Here is an 18043-nt window from a genome sequence, read left to right on the forward strand (position 1 = left end):
CATTATGACATCAGAAAACCAATCTGGATAACAGGATATGATAATGGCATTATCATGTGAGCCACATGTTCGAGCGAATCGGCGGCCCTGTGCGCAGCTCGCCTGCATGCGGTGCGCGAAGCGTCTATTCGCCGCGTCTTTGCTGTTGTTCCGAGCGATTGAGTGAAGATCCTATGCCTGCGCAGTACTTTCGAAGCCTGACGGGAAAACACCGCAGCACGAGCGCGAACCGTCAGCTCGGGTTTTCTCTTGCCTTCGTGGCCGGCGCCACCAATGCCGGCGGCTTCCTCGCGGTCAAGCAATACACGTCCCATATGAGCGGCATCGTGTCGGCGATCGCGGACCAGACGGCGCTCGGGGACATCCGGCTCGTGTTGGCTGGCATCGGTTCGCTGGCATCGTTTGTCGTCGGAGCGGGGTGCTCGGCAGTGCTCGTCAACTGGGGGCGCCGCCGCGGCCTGCAAAGCCAGTACGTGCTGCCATTGGCGGTCGAGGCCGCGCTGCTGCTCCTGTTCGGTCTGCTCGGCAGCCACCTCGCGCTACGCGAAGCGTTCTTCGTCCCCGTGACCGTGATCCTGCTGTGCTTCATCATGGGGCTGCAGAATGCGATGATCACCAAGCTGTCGGGCGCGGAGATCCGTACCACACACATGACCGGCATCGTCACGGACCTCGGAATTGAGTTGGGTAAGCTTTTTTACTGGAATCGATCGGCGCTCATTGACGACGCGCACGCGGTCATCGCAAACCGCGCGAAGCTGAAGATCCACGGCACGATGCTCGCGTCGTTTTTCGTGGGCGGCCTGATCGGCGCAATCGGTTTCAAGCATGTGGGCTACGTGTCGACTGTGCCGCTCGCTGGCGCGCTCGTCACACTCGCGATCGTCCCCGTCGCCGACGATGTGCTGGCCTATCTCTATCGGTTCGAGCGCAGGCACTGACCTCATACGAGGCGGGGTGAATCCTCGTCGAAAGCAAATGCATTATAATTTGGTTAGCATATTCGCCGACCCGCCCTCGCAATGGAAACCAAAACCGCACGCCTGACCGTCCTGATCGACCCCGCCAAGAAAGAAGCATTTGAAATGCTCTGCTCGGCGCAAGATCTGACGCCGTCACAAGTCGTCCGCCAACTGATCCGCGAGTATCTCGAGCGTCACGGCGTGACCTACAAGACCAAGAGCCCACTCGCCAAGCGGGGAAAGTAACGCCCAGGTCGAGGCGTGGTGCCGGTCAACCGCCGATTCCCCAGTGCCCTTGCCCTTGCGCATGCCAGATCAGCCGCTTCGGATCGAGGCGCTCTCCCGCTTTCAGGTGGCGAGCAGTGACGGACAGCTTGAGTTCGCCTGCAAAGGCAAACGAGAGGGCGCGCTCGAACAGGACTTGTCTGGGCGGCAAACGACGCCCGCTTTTCCAGGCAAACGCGACGAAGTTGCTGTCGTCGCCGCACCGAACGATCGCATAGGAAACGCCAAATAGCGATTTCAGCCGCTCGAGGTGCCGCGGTATGGCCGGATCATCGTCCGTAAAGTTGATGACGAGGACGCCCGTCTCGGTTAAACGCTCGCGACAGGCGGCGAAGAACGCGATGTCCGCACACCGGCTCGCCATCCCTTCCGCACCAAACGCATCAAGCAGGATCACGTCCGTGCGGATGTGATCCTTCGTCAAGTAGTCCGCGCCATCGGCGCAAACCACCTTGAACCGCGCGTCGTCCGCCGGAATCCTGAACACGTCACGCAGCGCGATCACCTCGGGGCTGATCTCGACTGCGTCGATCGTGACCTCTGGCAGATGCCGATAGCAATACTTTGCCAGCGATCCCCCGCCTAGTCCGATCATGCAGATGTGCGTGGGAGCTGGCTGCAGCAGCAGAAATCCCATCATCGCGCGTGTATAACCGAGGGTGAGCTTCTCCGGATTCCTGAGCGACATGAAGCTCTGAGTGGCGAAGTGATCGAAGTGTAGCGACACCGCGTGCTGCGTCTCCAGCACAAGCGGTTGCTCATTGCTGATCGGCGTGGACATGAATTTGACGAACGCGTCGTACGATGTTCGATCCTCAGCCATTCTCGGTATGCTCGGGTAGCCAGACAGTCGATTGAATCATGCACTGCGGACCGCGCTTCCGGGCGGGGCCGCCAACGGCGAACGGCCCGTCAGACCTTCTTCAGAAAGCAGGCCTTGAGCATGAAGCTGCCGGCGTCCGTCTTGCAGTCGATTTCGTGATCGCCACCGACGATCCGGATGCTTTTCACCTTGGTGCCCATCTTCAGCGTGATCGACGAGCCCTTGACGCGCAAATCCTTGATCAGCACGACCGAATCACCGTCCGACAGCACGTTGCCGTTCGCATCCTTGACGACGCTGCCCGCCGGTTCATCGCTCGCGTCGGCGCCAGCGTTCGCCGACCATTCGTGACCGCAGTCCGCGCACACGTACAGCGTGCCGTCAGGGTAAGTGTTTTCCATTGCGCATTGCGGGCATGAAGGGGCAGCGTTCATTGCAGCTTCCATTGAAACGATTTTGAGTCAGTCAGTAAAAAAACAGGCGAGCAACCCGCCAGCCCTGAGCCGGTCGTCGTGCCGGTGGCTCGTGGGTGCACAAAATTATAATGCAATACACATGCTCTTACCGTCCAATTATCATCGGACTTTCAGTCCCATTCACCAGACTTACGGGTAGCTTCGCCGCGGATGTCGACAGGTTTGAACTGGATGGAAAATGTCCGCTTTGCGGGTGATAAATTGGGAACTGGCCAACCGGGCCAAAATGGAGTCGGTGCTATGAGCAAAACCGATCGGGGATAACACCCTGATTGCCGCGCGCGTTCGCGGGCGACCGGGTATCGCGACGTCGCGGAGCAATAGGCGAGGGAGGGATGATCATGGCGAAGCTGCGCATTGCGACGTTCAACATCAACGGTATCCGCTCGCGGCAGGCGGCGCTATTGCAATGGCTCGAGCGCGAGGCGCCGGACGTCGTGTGCCTGCAGGAACTGAAGGCGGTGGATAGCGCATTTCCAGTCGACGCATTGCGCGACGCCGGTTATGGCGCCGTGTGGCAAGGCCAGAGCGCATGGAACGGTGTGGCGATTCTGGCCAAAGGCGACGCACCGCTCGAACGTCGGCGCGGTCTGCCCGGTTTCGAAGACGACACGCATAGCCGTTACATCGAGGCCGCGGTCGGCGGCGTGCTGATCGTGTGTCTGTACCTGCCGAACGGCAATCCGCAGCCCGGCCCCAAGTTCGACTACAAGCTCGCGTGGTTCGATCATCTGATTGCGCATGCGGCGCGGCTCTACCAGAGCGGCCACCCGGTCGTGATCGCTGGGGACTTCAACGTCGTGCCGACCGACGAAGACATCTACAACCCGCGCTCGTGGCTAAAGGACGCGCTGCTGCAGCCGGAGAGCCGCGAGCGTTATCGCAGGCTGCTCGCGCAAGGCTGGACCGATGCGCTGCGCACGCATTTCGGCGACGAACGCGTGTACACGTTCTGGGATTATTTCCGCCGTCATTGGGATACGAATTCGGGGCTGCGCATCGATCATCTGCTGCTGAGCGCCGACCTCGCGCCGCGCCTGCGCGATGCGGGCGTCGACCGTTGGGTACGCGGCGAACCGCATGCCAGCGATCACGCGCCGACGTGGATCGAACTGGAAATGGGCGCCGGCCGCAAGAAGAAGAGCGGCTAGTGAAGCGGCGGGCGATCCGCTTGCGGCGGATCGCCCGCTTTGGCGCGACTGCCGCGCCCTGTTGATCGGCGCCTATGATCCGGCGCCGTGCCTGCTTCAGTCGTAGTCGCGACCGCCGCGCGACCACAGCGCGCCCATCACGAACCCGGCGAGAGCAACCACGGCCAGCGTCGTGAACGGGTTTTCGGCCGTCGTATCGCGCACGAGGCTCGTCGTATTCGCGCATAACTGCTGCGCCTTGCCGCTCAATTCGCGCGCCTTGCCCGCCACCTGCGCGCTGGTGTCGCCGACGGCATCGCCGACCGCGCTTTGCACCTTGCCCGCGACTTCCTTTACCGCGCCTGCCGCTGAATTCGTATCCATATGCATCGCTCCTGTTGTCATATTTACGTGCGGGCCCGCTGCAATTGCAACGCGCTCGCACAAGGGCGCCGCGCAAGCCGTGCCAGTGCGGCGTAAGCCTGCGTCAGTGACGAAAGGGGTGCAAGAAGTGCGCCCGGCGACGGGACGCCATGCATCCGGCCAAACGGGACGTGCTGGAACATCATCGTCGGCGCCCGAAATTGATGCCGACGAACACGGCCAGCAGCATCAGAAAACCGCCGAACAGCAGCGCGGCATTGACGAGCACCTGGCGCAGCCCGAGCGTTTCGACGTCGATGAACGGATACGGATAAAAATCCGACAGGCTGCCGCGCCAGAACGTGATGCCGAGATAGGCGAGCGGATAGACGAGCCACAGCGGAGCGTGGCGCAACCGCAGATGAAAACGCGGCACGAACAGCACCCAGTAGAGCGCGGCGAGCATCGGCAGCACGCTGTGCAGCGACTCGTTGAGCAGGCGCCGGTAGGGCGACAGCGGCCACAGTCCGCGCAACAGCAGGTTGTACGCGAGGCCGACGAACACGATGTACGCGACCACCGCGGTCACGACCGTGGGCTGCCGGAAAAAGCGCACGAGCGGCGAGCGGTGCTTCCACAGCACGATGCAGGTGAAGCAGAGCGCACTGGCGAGCACCGTCAGATTGGTCAGGTAGCTGCTCATGCGCGCGAGCGCGTCCAACACGGTGAGCCCGCGCGCGAGCGAGCGATCGATCGTCAGGTCGGCTTGCGCGAGGATCGCCATCCACGCGATCAGCGCAATGACCGCCGCCAACGTCAGCGACGACACACTGGGCGTATGCAGCGGCAGCTCGGGCTCGCGCTGCGGAACGAGGGTAGGGCGCATGCGCTCGATTCTACGCGCGGTGCGCGCGCGGCTGCATGGGCTTTCGCGCCCTCGCGCGCCGGCGTTGGCAAAATACTACGGCGTACTACGCGAGCTACTGGCTGGCTGTCAAGCGGGTTGCAAAGCGGGTTGCAAAGCGGGTTGCAAGCTCGCCGCCACGGCTGCAAGCGCCGCGCTCACTAGCGGCGATTCATCGTGTGTTTCGACCCGTTATGATCGCGACTGCAGCCCTCGATGTTAACGACGCCGTGCGCGGCAAGCAGTCTCTGTCAGCGCCGGTTCAAGACTCGCAAAACGGAGAGAAAGCATGAAAGCCAGCACCATTGCCGAACGGGAAGCGCGCGGCCGCGCCGCGCGCGAGCATTCGAAACGCTCGAGTCACCGGGCGGTCGGCGAGTTGCACCGCGATCCGATCGAGCTGCTGAAACAGAGCAGCGCGGAGCGCGTCGAGAATCTGGTGCCGCTGCGCTATGGGCGCATGGCTGCCTCGCCGTTCTCGTTCTTTCGAGGCAGCGCGATTCTGCAGGCGCACGATCTGAGCAAGGTGCACGACACCGGCCTCACCATGCCGATCTGCGGCGACGGCCATCTGATGAATTTCGGCGGTTTCGCAACGCCCGAGCGGCAACTGGTCTTCGACCTGAGCGACTTCGATGAAGTCTCGATCGGCCCGTTCGAATGGGACCTGAAACGCCTGTGCGCGAGCCTCGTCGTGGCCGCGCGCCAGATGCGCCTGAGCCGCGGCACCGCCGAGAGTCTTGTGATGACCGCGGTCGGCTCGTATCGCGATCGTGTCGCGCAATACGCGCAGTTCGGCGCGCTCGACCTGTGGTACGACCGCATCACGTTCGACCGCATGGCCGAGATCGCACTGACGCCCGAGCGCCGGCGCGCGGTGCGGCGCAGCATGGAGAAGGCCGCGAGCCGCACGCATGAAAGCCTGCTCGAAAAAATGGCCTCGTTCGACGGCAATCGCTGGACCATCCACGATGCGCCGCCCGCGCTGTTTCACGTGCACGGTGCGAACACGTTGTTGACGGCCGAGGAAATCGAAACCTACCGGACCGGCAACGTCGACAAGATGGTCGAGCAAGTGTGGGACGAGTACCGCAAGACGATGTCGCACGATCGGCGCGAACTGCTGGATCACTTCACGAGGCACGACGTCGTGTTCAAGGCGGTCGGCGTCGGCAGCGTCGGCACGCGTTGTCTGGTCGTGCTGCTCGTCGATCACATGGGCAAGCCGTTGCTCCTGCAATTGAAGGAGGCGCGGCCGTCGGTCATCACGCAGTTCTACAAGTCGCCGGCGGTCAAGCATCAGGGCGAGCGCGTCGTGCAAGGACAGCGGCTGCTGCAGGCCGCGAGCGACGTCTTCCTCGGCTGGGGGACCGGGCCGCTCGGGCGGCATTTCTATTTCCGCCAACTGCGCGACATGAAGCTGTCCGCGAATATCGAGCTGTTCGACAGCGATCTGCTCGACGGCTATGCGCGGCTATGCGGCTGGATCATGGCGCGCGCGCATGCGAAGGCGAGCGGCCAGGCGATCGAGATCAGCGCGTACATCGGCCGCGGCGATCAGTTCGGCGAAGCGCTGAGCGGCTACGCGAGCGCCTACGCGGATCAGGTCGAGCGCGACTACGACGGGTTCATGAAAGCGTGCCGCGACGGCAAGCTCGAAGCGCGCACCGACGAGGACATGGCGGCGGATTTCCGTGTGTAACGCTGCGTGCGCGTGGTGTCACTTCACGCGCACCGTCACGCATCGGCGCGCGCTTCGCGCAGCGTGACGAAACGCAGATGGCGCTCGCGTGCCGCTTCGATCACGCTCGGCAGCACCGCGAGAATCAGCGGCTGGCCTTCGATCGTCAGCGCGGCGTTGCCATCGTGCAGCAACAGGATGTCGCGCGCGGCGAGACCATCGAGCAGCCGCCGCGCAACCACGTGAGGGTCACGCTCGCGCGTATCGTAGCCGCGCCGTGTCCAGGCCGCGAGACGCAGATCGAGCTTGCGCAGCACCGGCTCCAGGAAGAGGTTGCGCAGGCCGGCGGGCGCGCGGAAAAACATCGGCCGCGCGCCGCTGACGGTTTCGAGCGTGCGTTGTGCGGCGGCGATCTCGCGCGTCAACGCGCGCGGAAACGTGACCGAAAACGTATGCACGTGCACCTGCGAGTGATTTTCGAGCCCATGCCCACGCGCGACGATTTCGCGCGCGAGTTGCGGATAACGCTCCACCTTCGCGCCGATGCAGAAGAACGTCGCGCGCACGTCGAACGCGTCGAGCAGATCGAGCACTTGCGGCGTGACGGCGGGATCGGGACCGTCGTCGATGGTCAACGCGATTGCATCCGCGTTGCGGGGGTTCGCGGGCAGGCGGGTCCAGTTGGGCCCGAGCAGCGTGGTGCGCGGCAATAGTCCGGCGACCGTGAACAGCGCGTGGTTCGCGACGATCGTGGCGAGCCACCATGGCCATGCGGCCGGTGCGACAGCCACGCCGATCAGCACGATCACGTGCCAGCCGATCGTGCCGTTCAGCAGTGCGGAGTTGCGGCTACGCGGCCAGCGGCGCGGCGGGTTCGGGCATTCATTCATCGAACGTGCTTCCAGTACGCCTTCCTCCGTCCCGGGAAGGCCGTGAATCTTGCGCGATGCGCAACCGCGAACGATACCACTGTTGCGCTAGTCGACGTGCCGTTCGGCGGCCAAGTATCCGGTGAAAGCGCGCTGAAAGACGTCGCGCGGTTTGCGATCGCCGATTCGCTGTTGTATGGTGCGGGGCGAAAAGCGTCGCGCGTGTCGATGGCAATCGGACCGATCGCCGCACATTACTCGCGTCGCTACCCAACACAACAGGAGATGCGTGATGTCGGAAACAGGAAACGGAAAAGTGGCGCTGGTGACGGGCGCGGGCAGCGGCATCGGCCGCGCGTGCGCACTGACGCTCGCGCAGCACGGCTATAGCGTGGTGCTCGCCGGACGCCGCCAGGCCGCGCTTGATGCGGTCGCGCAGGAAGCGCGGGCGCTGCGTGGCGACGCGCTCGCGGTGTCGTGCGACGTGACCGACGCCGACAGCGTCGCCGCGCTTTTTGACACGATCCGCGCGCGCTTCGGCCGGCTCGACGTGCTGTTCAACAACGCGGGACGCAACGGCTCGCCCGTCGATCTCGACGAAGTGAGCATCGACGAATGGCGTTCCATCGTCGATACCAATCTGAACGGCGTGTTCCTGTGCACGCGCGCGGCGTTTGGCCTGATGAAGACGCAGAATCCGCGCGGTGGCCGCATCATCAACAACGGCTCGATCTCCGCGCATGCGCCGCGTCCGAACAGCGCCGCGTACACGGCGACCAAACACGCGATTACCGGACTCACGAAGGCGGTGTCGCTCGACGGCCGCAAATACGACATCGTGTGCGGTCAGATCGACATCGGCAACGCGGGGACCGAGATGGCCGCGCGAATGGCACGCGGCGTGCCGCAAGCGAACGGCGAGATCGCGGTCGAGCCGCTGATGGACGTGCAGCACGTCGCCGACGCGGTGCTGCATATGGCGAGCCTGCCGCTGTCGGCGAACGTGCAGTTCATGACGATCATGGCGAGCAAGATGCCGTTCGTCGGGCGCGGCTGAGCGGCGCGCAGCACCGGCTCACAACGCCGGGGCGGGGTGCGGGGCGCGCGCGTTCAACTTATACTGGGCGCTCCGCCGTCTTTCCACGCAAAGCAAGCCGCCGTGCCCCGCGCCACACCCAGCGACGACCCGCCGCCGCAGCCGCCCGTGCGGCCCGATCTCGACGACTGCTGTCATAGCGGCTGCACGCAGTGTGTGTTCGATCTCTACGATGAAGCGCTGGAGCGCTACGAGCTCGCGCTGGCTGCGTGGCACAAGCGGCAGGCGCAGAAGGCGCGGCCAGCGCGGCGACCGGACACGCAGGGCGCGAAGTCGAAACCGCAAACGGACGCGCGTCGCTCGACACCCACGCGCGGCAAACCGAGCCCTCGCAGCTGATTCGCGCACGATCGTCCACTGTCCCCGTTATGACCGACCTTCAGCTCACGCCGACCGAATCTCTCACCGATCCGCACACGCTCGACGATCTGCATCGCTTCGTGCAGCGTCATCCGCGCCTGTTCGTGCTGACCGGCGCGGGCATCAGCACTGACTCCGGCATCCCCGGCTACCGAGACGACAACGGCGCATGGAAGCGCTCGCCGCCGATCACGCTGCAGGAGTTCCTTGGCACGCTGGCGATGCGTCAGCGCTACTGGGCGCGCAGCATGGTCGGCTGGCCGCTTGTCGCGCGCGCGCAGCCGAATGCCGCGCATGTCGCGCTCGCGCGGCTCGAAGCGGCCGGTCACGTGCCGACGCTGGTCACGCAGAACGTCGACGGCTTGCATCAGCGCGCGGGCAGCCGCGACGTGATCGAGCTGCATGGCGGCATCGACGGCGTCAGTTGTCTCGACTGCGGCATGCAGCACTCCCGCGCGGCGATCCAGCAGACGCTCGAAGCCGACAACCCCGCTCTGCTCGACGTCACGGCCGAAGCCGCCGCCGATGGCGACGCGCATCTCGAGTGGCACGATCTCGGCGGTTTTCGCGTGCCGGCATGCGCGAACTGCGGCGGGTTGCTGAAGCCGTCGGTAGTGTTCTTCGGCGAGAACGTGCCGAAGGCGCGCGTCGAAGCGGCGTCGCATGCGCTCGATGCGGCCGACGCCGTGCTCGTGGCCGGCTCGTCGCTGATGGTGTATTCCGGCTACCGCTTCTGCGTGTGGGCGCAGCGCCAGGGCAAGCCGATCGCCGCGATCAACCTCGGCCGCACGCGCGCCGATCCGCTGCTGTCGCTGAAGGTGGCCGCGCCGTGCGGCGATACCTTGAGCGCGCTCGCCGGTCTGCTGGCTGGCGATTGAGAATGAGTAGACTCCGCGCATTACCGTCAAAACCTGAGGAACACGCAAGGCCGACCATGACCGACTCCCGGCAACATTCGCCATCCGCCGAACGCAATCGCGAACCGATCCTCGCGGTGCTGCGCGAGGCGCTGCCGGCGAGCGGCCGCGTGCTCGAAATCGCGAGCGGCACCGGTGAGCACGCGATCTGCTTCGCCGGCGCGCTGCCCGGTCTCGACTGGCAGCCGAGCGATGCCGACGAAGAAGCACGCGAGTCGATTGCCGCGTGGACCGCGCACGCGGGGCTCGCGAACGTGCGCGCGCCGCTCGCGCTCGACGTGCATCAGCCGGACTGGGGCGTCGATGCGCTCGACGCCGTCGTCTGCATCAACATGATCCACATCTCGCCGTGGAGCGCGGCGCAGGCACTTTTCGACGGCGCGGGGCGGCGCCTCGTCGATGGCGGCGTGCTCTATCTATACGGTCCTTACCGGCGCGGCGGCGCGCACACGGCGCCGAGCAACGAAGCGTTCGATCAATGGTTGAAGAGCCGCGATCCCGAATGGGGCGTGCGCGATATGGAAGCGGTTGTCGCGCTCGGCGACACGGCGGGGCTCACCTGCGAACGGGTGGTCGCGATGCCGGCGAACAACTTCAGCCTGGTGTTCACGAAGCGGGCAGGGTAGCGGGTGCACCGACGGGTCGCGCATTCGTCCACGCCTTCCGCCAAACCTCTGTCCGATCCCAAACCGAACCCGCCGCGCAAACGCCGACGCGCGCACAATACCTGTCGTCACGCGCAAACATGAGCACGACAGGAGCACGAGCAACTGGCGTGCTTGCCCCCTCCCAAGCGGCAAGCGCGCATTTCTTTTATCCTTTCACCCTCGACGCCGCGCCGCCGTTCTCATGGCGCGGCGCCACGACATTTTTTTGGACTCTGGAGAATTCAAATGGGCAAACAGGCAATCGGCGTGGTGGGGCTGGCGGTCATGGGCCGCAATCTGGCGCTCAACATCGAGAGCCGCGGCCACGCGGTGTCGGTCTACAACCGTAGCCGCGCGAAAACCGACGAACTCATCGCCGAATTTCCGGACCGCAAACTGGTGCCGGCTTTCACGCTGGAAGAGTTCGTCGACTCGCTCGAAAAGCCGCGCCGCATTCTGATGATGGTCAAGGCCGGCGAACCGACCGACGCGACCATTGCCTCGCTCAAGCCGCTGCTCGAAAAAGGCGACATCCTGATCGACGGCGGCAACACGCCTTTCACCGACACGATCCGCCGCAACCAGGAACTCGCGAAGGCGGGTCTGCATTTCATCGGCACCGGCGTGTCGGGCGGCGAGGAAGGCGCGCTGAAAGGCCCGTCGATCATGCCGGGCGGCCCGCGCGACGCGTACGACCTCGTCGCGCCGATCCTCACCGAGATCGCCGCGAAGGCGCCGGACGGCGAGCCCTGCGTCGCGTACATGGGACCGGACGGCGCGGGCCACTTCGTGAAGATGGTGCACAACGGCATCGAGTACGGCGACATGCAGCTGATCGCCGAAAGCTACGCGGTGTTGAAGCAGGTCGTCGGATTGTCGAACGAGGAACTCGGCAAGGTCTACACCGAGTGGAACCAGGGCGAACTCGACAGCTATCTGATCGAAATCACGTCGAAGATCTTCGGCAAGAAGGACGACGAAACCGGCAAGGACCTCGTCGACGTGATTCTCGACCGTGCCGCGCAGAAGGGCACCGGCAAGTGGACCAGCCAGAACGCGCTTGACCTCGGTGCGCCGTTGCCGCTGATCACCGAGGCGGTGTTCGCGCGCGTGCTGTCGTCGCTGAAGACGCAGCGCGTGGCCGCGAGCAAGGTGCTGGAAGGTCCGCAGGCGAGGCCGCTCGAAGGCGCGAAGGACGCGTTCATCGAATCGGTGCGCCGCGCGTTGTACTTCAGCAAGGTGATCTCGTACGCGCAGGGCTTCGCGCAGTTGCGCGCCGCGTCGGAAGAGTACAACTGGGATCTCGACTACGGGACGATCGCGAAGATTTTCCGCGCGGGCTGCATCATCCGCGCGCGCTTCCTGCAGAAAATCACCGACGCCTATTCGAAGGACAAGGCGCTCGCGAACCTGCTGCTCGACCCGTACTTCCGCGACATCGCGAAGAACTACCAGGCGGCGCTGCGCGAAGTCGTGGTGGCCGCGGTCAACGCGGGTGTGCCGGTGCCGGCATTCGCGTCGGCAATCGCGTATTTCGACGCCTACCGCTCGGAGCGTCTGCCCGCGAACCTCGTGCAAGCGCAGCGCGACTTCTTCGGCGCGCATACGTTCGAACGCATCGACAAGCCGGGCAGCTTCCACGCGCAGTGGAGCTGAGCGGTTGAAAAAACGGCCCGGCGCGCCATGGTGACAGGGCGCGCCGGGCCGTTGCTCCGTTTGGATCAGCAAGGAAACGCCGCATTATTACCAAATGTCTCGCGGGTTAAACGCGGACTTAAAGAATGCCAAATGATTATTGCGACGGCGGCAATAGAGTTTCACTGGTTTAAGGGTTTTCCCTAGATCGAGACACCTCTAAACTTGTTTTCAATCGCTGAGGGATAAGCAGAAACCCGAAGCGCACCACACAACAAGTCCTTTGGAGGTTAATCATGAAGACCCTGATTTCCGCTGTTGCTATCGCCGCCGCCCTCGTTGTTCCGGTCGCATCGTTCGCTCAAGCGAGTCAGCCGGTGACCCGTGCTCAGGTTCGCGCTGAACTGATTCAACTCGAAAAGGCCGGCTACAACCCGAGCGCCAGCGACGTGAACTACCCGGCCGACATCCAGGCAGCGCAAGCACGCGTCGATGCGCAACGCGGCACGGCCATCGCGGCCAACCCCGCAGACACCAGCGGCTATGGCGCTCCGGCTGCCGGCACGTCGCAAGCTGGCCACGCTGTCATCCCGGCGAAGGCCGACCGTGACTCGGTGTACTTCGGCAACTAATCGCAGTAGAAGTCCGCAGATGTAGTGGGTAGTTGTAGTGCGCTGTAGATACGCCGTTTCGTGGAACAGCGCGAACGCGGCGGGCAAGAAAAAACGCCATCCAGTTCGATCGGATGGCGTTTTGTCGTTTACGGCGCCGTTCTGCGACGTTCCCGTCAATGCAGCGTTCGCTGCCGCCGGCCGATGTCATCGAACAGCGCGCGGCTCGGCTCCAGCGCGAGCAGCCACGATTCGTCGTAGTCGCTCAGGTTGTCGAGCGCCTCGCGCAGCCGTTCGAGCGCCACCGCAGGCAGCTCGACGCTCGCCTCGACCCCACTCGACAGTCCCGCGATGCTCGCCAGTTGCACGAGCGCATCGGCGGCCTCGGCGACTTCGGCGGCGAAGATCAGATGCGTGTTCAGCAGTTCGACGAGGCCGGCAGACGCCGCCACATCGTCGACGTTGAGTTGCACGGCCAGAAAGGTGGCTTTGTTCATCCTCGATTCCTCCCAGAATCCCAACGTTGTCGTGAGCTGCTCCGCGCGGCTTGACTGAGTATAGGCGATGGTCGATCGCCTGCAATGATCGGACGGAACGGCCGTGGCGGCTTGCTCGCCCAGACGCGCGGGCCACGCGACCTATAATAGGGCCAGCCGCGCGAGCGCCGTCGCCGTGGGCGCACGGCGCCGCCCGCCGGGCTTGCGCGCTTGTCAATTGCTCACCGACCATGAAGATCATCCGCAGCAGAAGCTTCACCGCGTCGCGTGCCTGGGGCGCGCTCGACATCGCGAACATGAACGGCATCACCACGCGTCTGCATTGGACCGACCAGCCGTACAAGTGGCACGTGAACGACGGCGAGGAGGTATTCGCCGTGCTCGACGGCCGCGTCGAAATGCGCTATCGCGAAGACGGCGTCGAACGCACGACAGTGCTCGAAACCGGCGACGTGTTCCATGCCTCGGTCGGCACCGAGCATGTCGCGCATCCGCTGGGCGCGGCACGCGTGCTCGTCGTCGAAAAGCAGGGCAGCGTCTGAAGAACACGGCAGTTTGACGGCGCGCGTGTGGCGGTCGCGCACAATATCCAGGCGGCAGCGGACAGCCGCGACCGTGCAAGCATGACGGCACGGCAATTGCTACGGCGTCGATTGAATCGGATTGAGACACACGTCGAGGAAAATCAGATGACACAACAATGGCAACCGACGGCGATCCGCCTGCTGATGGCGGCGGCGCTCGGCGTGGCGATCGGCGGCTGCACGACGATGCCGTGGGAAAGCACGCCGTTCTACAGCAACGCGCCGTCGAGCACGACCAGCCTCGCGACCGTCCCGGTGCCCGCCGGCTACTATCGCGTCAATCCGGGCGATACGCTGTCCGGCATCGCTTCGGCCTATGGACGAAGGCCGCAGGAAATCGCGGCCTGGAACGGCTTGCCGGTCAACGCGGCGGTCGCGCCCGGCCAGGTGCTGCGCGTTTCGCCGCCGATGACCTCGGGCAGCGTGGTCACGCCGCCGGTCGCGGTGGCGCCGGGTGCGCCAGCCGCGCCGGGCGCGACGGCGAACGTGCCGCCGGGTGCCGTACCCGGTGCGCCGGCCCCTACCGCCATGCCGCAGCAGGGCGTGCTGCAATGGCCATTGCGCGGACCGATCCTGCGCGCGTTCGCGCCGGGCAAATCCAACGGCATCGTGATCGGCGGCCAACCCGGTGATCCGGTCAAGGCCGCGGCGACCGGCCGCGTGGTTTACGCGGGCACCGGCATCGAAGCCTACGGCCCGCTCATCATCATCAAGCACAACGATTCGCTGATCACCGCGTACGGCCAGAACAGCCAGCTACTCGTCAAGGAAGGCGACGCGGTGGCGCAAGGGCAGACGATCGGCGAGGTCGGTGTCGATAGCCGCGGCGTCGCGTCGATCCAGTTCGAAGTGCGCGAGAACGGCCAGCCGGTCGATCCGCTCCAGTGGTTGCCGAAGCCTGGCGGTTGAGCGTCCCCGTCGCGACTGTTGGCTCATCGCAGCCGGACCGGCGCGCTTCTCGGGGATGCGCCAATTTTCAGCGTCGTCTGAATTGAATACACTGTATGGCTCGTTTGCCGGCGCGCGCGTTCCTCCCGGAACGCACGGGCGGCCGGTTGCCGTAGGCTGTCATTCATGGACGCACAGGGATACACAATGATCGATTTGCGCAGCGATACCGTTACCCGTCCGACTCCGCCGATGCTCGCGGCGATGTCGGCGGCCGAAGTCGGCGACGACGTCTGGGGCGACGACCCCACCGTCCTGCGTCTGCAGGCAACGCTGGCCGAGCGCACCGGCAAGGAAGCGGGGCTGTTCTTCCCGAGCGGCACGCAAAGCAACCTCGCCGCGTTGATGGCGCACTGCGCGCGCGGCGACGAATACATCGTCGGCCAGCTCGCGCACACCTACAAATACGAGGGCGGCGGCGCGGCCGTGCTCGGCAGCATCCAGCCCCAACCGCTCGAAAACGCCGCCGACGGCTCGATCCCGCTCGACAAGATCGCCGCCGCAATCAAGCCGATCGACGATCACTTCGCGCGCACGCGGTTGCTCGCGTTGGAAAACACGATCGGCGGCAAGGTGCTGCCGGCGCAGTACGTCGCCGATGCGACGCGGCTCGCGCGCGAGCGCGGCCTCGCGACCCACCTCGACGGCGCGCGCGTGTTCAACGCGGCGGTCGCGTCGGGCAAGCCGGTCGCGGCGCTCGCCGAGCCGTTCGATTCGGTGTCGATCTGTTTTTCGAAGGGACTGGGCGCGCCGGTCGGCTCGGTGCTGGTCGGCAGCCGCGCGCTGATCGACGTCGCGCATCGTTGGCGCAAGGTGCTCGGCGGCGGCATGCGCCAGGCTGGCGTGCTCGCGGCGGCGTGCCTGTATGCGCTCGATCACAACGTCGAGCGGCTCGCCGACGACCACGCGAACGCCGCGCATCTGGCGGCGGGGCTGGAGACGATCGAGCAGGTGAAGGTGCAGTCGGTCGCGACGAACATGGTGTTCGCGCAGTTTCCGCAGCCGCATTGCGCGCCGCTCGAGGCGTGGCTCAAGGAGCGCGGCATCCTCACGCAGATGCTGTATGCGTCGCGCTTCGTCACGCACATGGATGTGTCGCGCGACGATATCGACACGTTCATTGCCGCGGTGAAGGGGTATTTCGCGGCACGTTGATCGCGCCGCATGGGTCGTAAGCGAGGCGGCTCGCGTGGTTGCCGCCTCGTCTTCCCGCACTGGCTTCAACTCGTGCGGCGCGCTCGTTCGAGCCGCGCTTCATTCAGGCTTCATCCCCGCCTCACGCGCCGTCCGGCGCATATCTCACTTGACCGCCGCCTTCGCCTGCACGCCCGCGCGATGCGACGGCGCGAGCAGCCGCAAGCCGCTCGCCAGGCTCGCCGCGCCGGCGAAGAACGCGCCGAGGCCGAGCGCGAGCGTCGGCCCATGCTGGCGGCCGGCAATGCCGAAGCACAGCGCGACCAGCGCCGCGCCGGTCGCCTGTCCGAGCAGCCGCGCGGTCGCCACGATGCCGCTCGCGCCGCCGCTGCGCTCCGGCGGCGCGCTCGCCATCAGCGCCTTCAGGTTCGGCGACTGGAAAAAGCCGAAACCCGCGCCGCAGATCGCCATACGGATGCCGATGTCGAGCACGTGCGGATGGGCGGGCAGCATCGCCAGCGAGGCCATCCCCGCCGACAGCACCGCGAGCCCGATCGCGCCGAGCAGCCCCGGCGGGTAGCTGTCCGACAGGCCGCCCGCGAGCGGCGCGGCGAGCGCGACCACGACGGGCCACGGCGTCATCAGGAAGCCGGTTTCGACCTGGCTGCGCAGCAGCACGTCCTCGAAATAGAACGGCAGCGACACGAACGCGAGGCCCTGCGCGGCGAACGAGCACACGGCCGTCACCGCCGACAGCGCGAACACCGGCCGCTTGAACAGATCGACAGGCAGCATCGGCGCGGGGTGGCCCGCCTCGCGGCGGATCAGCAGCAGCCCGAACACGCCGGCGAGCGCCGCGGCGCTGAGCACGATCTGCAGCGACGCGCGTTGCGCCGCCTCGCCGAGCGCGAAGATCAGCGCGGCGAACGTGACCACGTTGAGCAGCGCCGCCACCGGATCTAGCGGGTGCCGGCTCTGCGCGGTATGCGGCAGCGCCGGCATCGCGAAGCTCAGCGCGAGCACACCGAGCGGTACGTTGACCGCGAACAGCCACGGCCACGTCGCGACCGACAGAATCAGCGACGCCACCGTCGGCCCGACCGCGAACGACACGCCGACGATCAGCGCATTGGTGCCAAGCCCGCGACCGAGCCGATGCGGCGGGTACAGATAGCGGATCAGCGCGGTGTTGACGCTCATGATCGCGCTGGCGCCCAAGCCCTGCACGATGCGCGCGGCGGCGAGCAGCGGCAGCGTCGGCGCCATCGCGCAGCCGAGGGAGCTCAGCGTGAACAGCGCGATGCCGCCGATATAGATGCGCCGATGTCCGACGATATCGCCGAGCGCTGCGAGCGGCAGCAGCGTAGCGACCATCGCGAGCTGATATGCGTTGATGATCCAGACCGAGGCGGCCGGCGCCGCGTGCAGGTCGCCGGCGATCGCGGGCAGCGCGGTGTTGGCGATCGCGGTATCGAGCGTGGCGAGCGCGACGGCGAGCATGATCGCGGCCATCGCGCGGCGGTTGGCGGCCGACATCGGGCCGTCGGCGGGGAGAGTCGGCGTGAGGACGCCGACGGCGGGGCTGAGCTTATCGGACAAGGCGTGGCTCGCGGGGTTGGGCATGCCGGTGTCGGTCGCTTCCGGAGAGGCGACGCGCTCGGGCGGCGGTTTCGTCGTGGATGAGGCGCGCGCTGTCGGTCCACGGCGGATCAGTGTGGCGGCTTGTGCGGCGCAACGTCGCGATTGTTGCAGAGACGGCACGATCGTGCAGGGAGGCGGGCAGGGACCGGGAGGCGGCTTGAAGATGAGGCGCTTTGATCTCAATGAAACGCAACTAACCGCCAATCCGCCCCGCCATCTCCGAATCGGTACGCGCCCCGTGTCAAATCCAACACGCATACGACAGAACCGCCCGGCAGAACGGGCCACCCGATTCGATCACAAAATCAGGCTATTCGGAGCTTCATCCGCTCGTCACGCATCGGAAAAATAATCGATGTGCGGCTCGCAGATGCTTCGGGCGTTTGTCTTCCCCAGCCCGCTTTCGTCCCCCGACTCACGCGCGCCGATGCCCACCCCGAGTGCCGCTGCCACGCGGCTTTGCACCGCGTCCGGGCGCCC

20 protein-coding genes are annotated in these 18043 nt (G+C 65.5%); 13 read left to right on the plus strand and 7 right to left on the minus strand.

Going from position 1 to position 18043, the window contains the following annotated elements; genetic code table 11:
• Positions 1 to 173 precede the first annotated feature (173 nt).
• Together OKW28_RS12820 and OKW28_RS12825 are read left to right on the plus strand one after the other, a co-directional pair.
• Positions 174 to 941, plus strand: coding sequence for a YoaK family protein (locus OKW28_RS12820; RefSeq protein ID WP_429445996.1), 768 nt, complete (start codon positions 174 to 176; stop codon positions 939 to 941).
• Positions 942 to 1022: 81 nt separating this feature from the next.
• Positions 1023 to 1208, plus strand: a complete 186-nt coding sequence (locus OKW28_RS12825) for a CopG family transcriptional regulator (protein WP_090809355.1) — start codon at positions 1023 to 1025, stop codon at positions 1206 to 1208.
• Positions 1209 to 1233: 25 nt separating this feature from the next.
• Here the strand turns inward: OKW28_RS12825 and OKW28_RS12830 are convergent, their stop codons facing one another.
• Both OKW28_RS12830 and OKW28_RS12835 read right to left on the minus strand, forming a co-directional pair.
• Complete coding sequence (locus tag OKW28_RS12830) at positions 1234 to 2070, minus strand: spermidine synthase (RefSeq protein ID WP_429445998.1); 837 nt, start codon at positions 2068 to 2070, stop codon at positions 1234 to 1236.
• An 89-nt stretch (positions 2071 to 2159) separates the two neighbouring features.
• Positions 2160 to 2504: a zinc ribbon domain-containing protein YjdM gene (locus OKW28_RS12835; RefSeq protein ID WP_187628461.1), complete on the minus strand. Its 345-nt coding sequence runs from the start codon at positions 2502 to 2504 to the stop codon at positions 2160 to 2162.
• Positions 2505 to 2887: 383 nt separating this feature from the next.
• Between OKW28_RS12835 and xth the strand changes: the two genes are divergently transcribed.
• A complete protein-coding gene (gene xth, locus OKW28_RS12840) occupies positions 2888 to 3697 on the plus strand; it encodes an exodeoxyribonuclease III (protein ID WP_429446000.1) in 810 nt (269 codons plus the stop codon).
• Positions 3698 to 3793: 96 nt separating this feature from the next.
• On the opposite strand, the gene OKW28_RS12845 is transcribed toward xth, so the two are convergent.
• Positions 3794 to 4060, minus strand: coding sequence for a CsbD family protein (locus OKW28_RS12845; protein WP_013091250.1), 267 nt, complete (start codon positions 4058 to 4060; stop codon positions 3794 to 3796).
• 181 nt (positions 4061 to 4241) lie between these two features.
• On the minus strand, positions 4242 to 4925 hold the full coding sequence (locus tag OKW28_RS12850) for a Pr6Pr family membrane protein (RefSeq protein ID WP_429446002.1): 684 nt from the start codon (positions 4923 to 4925) through the stop codon (positions 4242 to 4244).
• 307 nt (positions 4926 to 5232) lie between these two features.
• Here OKW28_RS12850 and OKW28_RS12855 point away from each other — a divergent pair, with 307 nt between their 5' ends.
• Positions 5233 to 6645, plus strand: coding sequence for a DUF2252 domain-containing protein (locus OKW28_RS12855; RefSeq protein ID WP_429446004.1), 1413 nt, complete (start codon positions 5233 to 5235; stop codon positions 6643 to 6645).
• A 35-nt stretch (positions 6646 to 6680) separates the two neighbouring features.
• On the opposite strand, the gene OKW28_RS12860 is transcribed toward OKW28_RS12855, so the two are convergent.
• Positions 6681 to 7514, minus strand: a complete 834-nt coding sequence (locus OKW28_RS12860) for a polysaccharide deacetylase family protein (RefSeq protein WP_429446006.1) — start codon at positions 7512 to 7514, stop codon at positions 6681 to 6683.
• 271 nt (positions 7515 to 7785) lie between these two features.
• Here OKW28_RS12860 and OKW28_RS12865 point away from each other — a divergent pair, with 271 nt between their 5' ends.
• The 6 genes from OKW28_RS12865 to OKW28_RS12890 all read left to right on the plus strand — a co-directional run bounded on the left by OKW28_RS12865 (position 7786) and on the right by OKW28_RS12890 (position 12780).
• On the plus strand, positions 7786 to 8550 hold the full coding sequence (locus OKW28_RS12865) for an SDR family oxidoreductase (protein ID WP_429446008.1): 765 nt from the start codon (positions 7786 to 7788) through the stop codon (positions 8548 to 8550).
• Positions 8551 to 8652: 102 nt separating this feature from the next.
• The gene (locus OKW28_RS12870; RefSeq protein WP_429446010.1) at positions 8653 to 8928 is read left to right on the plus strand and encodes an oxidoreductase-like domain-containing protein; all 276 of its coding nucleotides are present in this window, start codon (positions 8653 to 8655) and stop codon (positions 8926 to 8928) included.
• A 29-nt stretch (positions 8929 to 8957) separates the two neighbouring features.
• Entirely contained in the window at positions 8958 to 9827 is an 870-nt protein-coding gene (locus OKW28_RS12875; protein WP_184010549.1) for an NAD-dependent protein deacetylase, read from the plus strand.
• A 56-nt stretch (positions 9828 to 9883) separates the two neighbouring features.
• Positions 9884 to 10492 (plus strand): DUF938 domain-containing protein, encoded by a 609-nt coding sequence (locus tag OKW28_RS12880; protein WP_184010547.1) that lies wholly within the window; start codon positions 9884 to 9886, stop codon positions 10490 to 10492.
• 267 nt (positions 10493 to 10759) lie between these two features.
• The gene (gndA, locus tag OKW28_RS12885; RefSeq protein ID WP_184037125.1) at positions 10760 to 12169 is read left to right on the plus strand and encodes an NADP-dependent phosphogluconate dehydrogenase; all 1410 of its coding nucleotides are present in this window, start codon (positions 10760 to 10762) and stop codon (positions 12167 to 12169) included.
• Between the two features lie 275 nt (positions 12170 to 12444).
• On the plus strand, positions 12445 to 12780 hold the full coding sequence (locus OKW28_RS12890) for a DUF4148 domain-containing protein (protein WP_429446012.1): 336 nt from the start codon (positions 12445 to 12447) through the stop codon (positions 12778 to 12780).
• Between the two features lie 155 nt (positions 12781 to 12935).
• Here the strand turns inward: OKW28_RS12890 and OKW28_RS12895 are convergent, their stop codons facing one another.
• Positions 12936 to 13256, minus strand: a complete 321-nt coding sequence (locus OKW28_RS12895) for a hypothetical protein (RefSeq protein WP_184060543.1) — start codon at positions 13254 to 13256, stop codon at positions 12936 to 12938.
• Between the two features lie 230 nt (positions 13257 to 13486).
• On the opposite strand from OKW28_RS12895, the gene OKW28_RS12900 reads away from it, so the two are divergent.
• The 3 genes from OKW28_RS12900 (at position 13487) to ltaE (ending at position 15943) form a co-directional block, all read left to right on the plus strand.
• The gene (locus OKW28_RS12900; RefSeq protein ID WP_090809381.1) at positions 13487 to 13798 is read left to right on the plus strand and encodes a cupin domain-containing protein; all 312 of its coding nucleotides are present in this window, start codon (positions 13487 to 13489) and stop codon (positions 13796 to 13798) included.
• 147 nt (positions 13799 to 13945) lie between these two features.
• Entirely contained in the window at positions 13946 to 14749 is an 804-nt protein-coding gene (locus OKW28_RS12905; RefSeq protein WP_429446014.1) for a peptidoglycan DD-metalloendopeptidase family protein, read from the plus strand.
• A gap of 186 nt (positions 14750 to 14935) precedes the next feature.
• Complete coding sequence (gene ltaE, locus OKW28_RS12910) at positions 14936 to 15943, plus strand: low-specificity L-threonine aldolase (RefSeq protein WP_429446015.1); 1008 nt, start codon at positions 14936 to 14938, stop codon at positions 15941 to 15943.
• Between the two features lie 144 nt (positions 15944 to 16087).
• Here the strand turns inward: ltaE and OKW28_RS12915 are convergent, their stop codons facing one another.
• A complete protein-coding gene (locus OKW28_RS12915) occupies positions 16088 to 17458 on the minus strand; it encodes an MFS transporter (RefSeq protein ID WP_429446943.1) in 1371 nt (456 codons plus the stop codon).
• Positions 17459 to 18043 lie beyond the last annotated feature (585 nt).

The sequence above is a fragment of the Paraburkholderia sp. 40 genome, from assembly GCF_050434105.1.
In the GTDB taxonomy this organism is placed as follows: Bacteria; Pseudomonadota; Gammaproteobacteria; order Burkholderiales; family Burkholderiaceae; genus Paraburkholderia; species Paraburkholderia tuberum.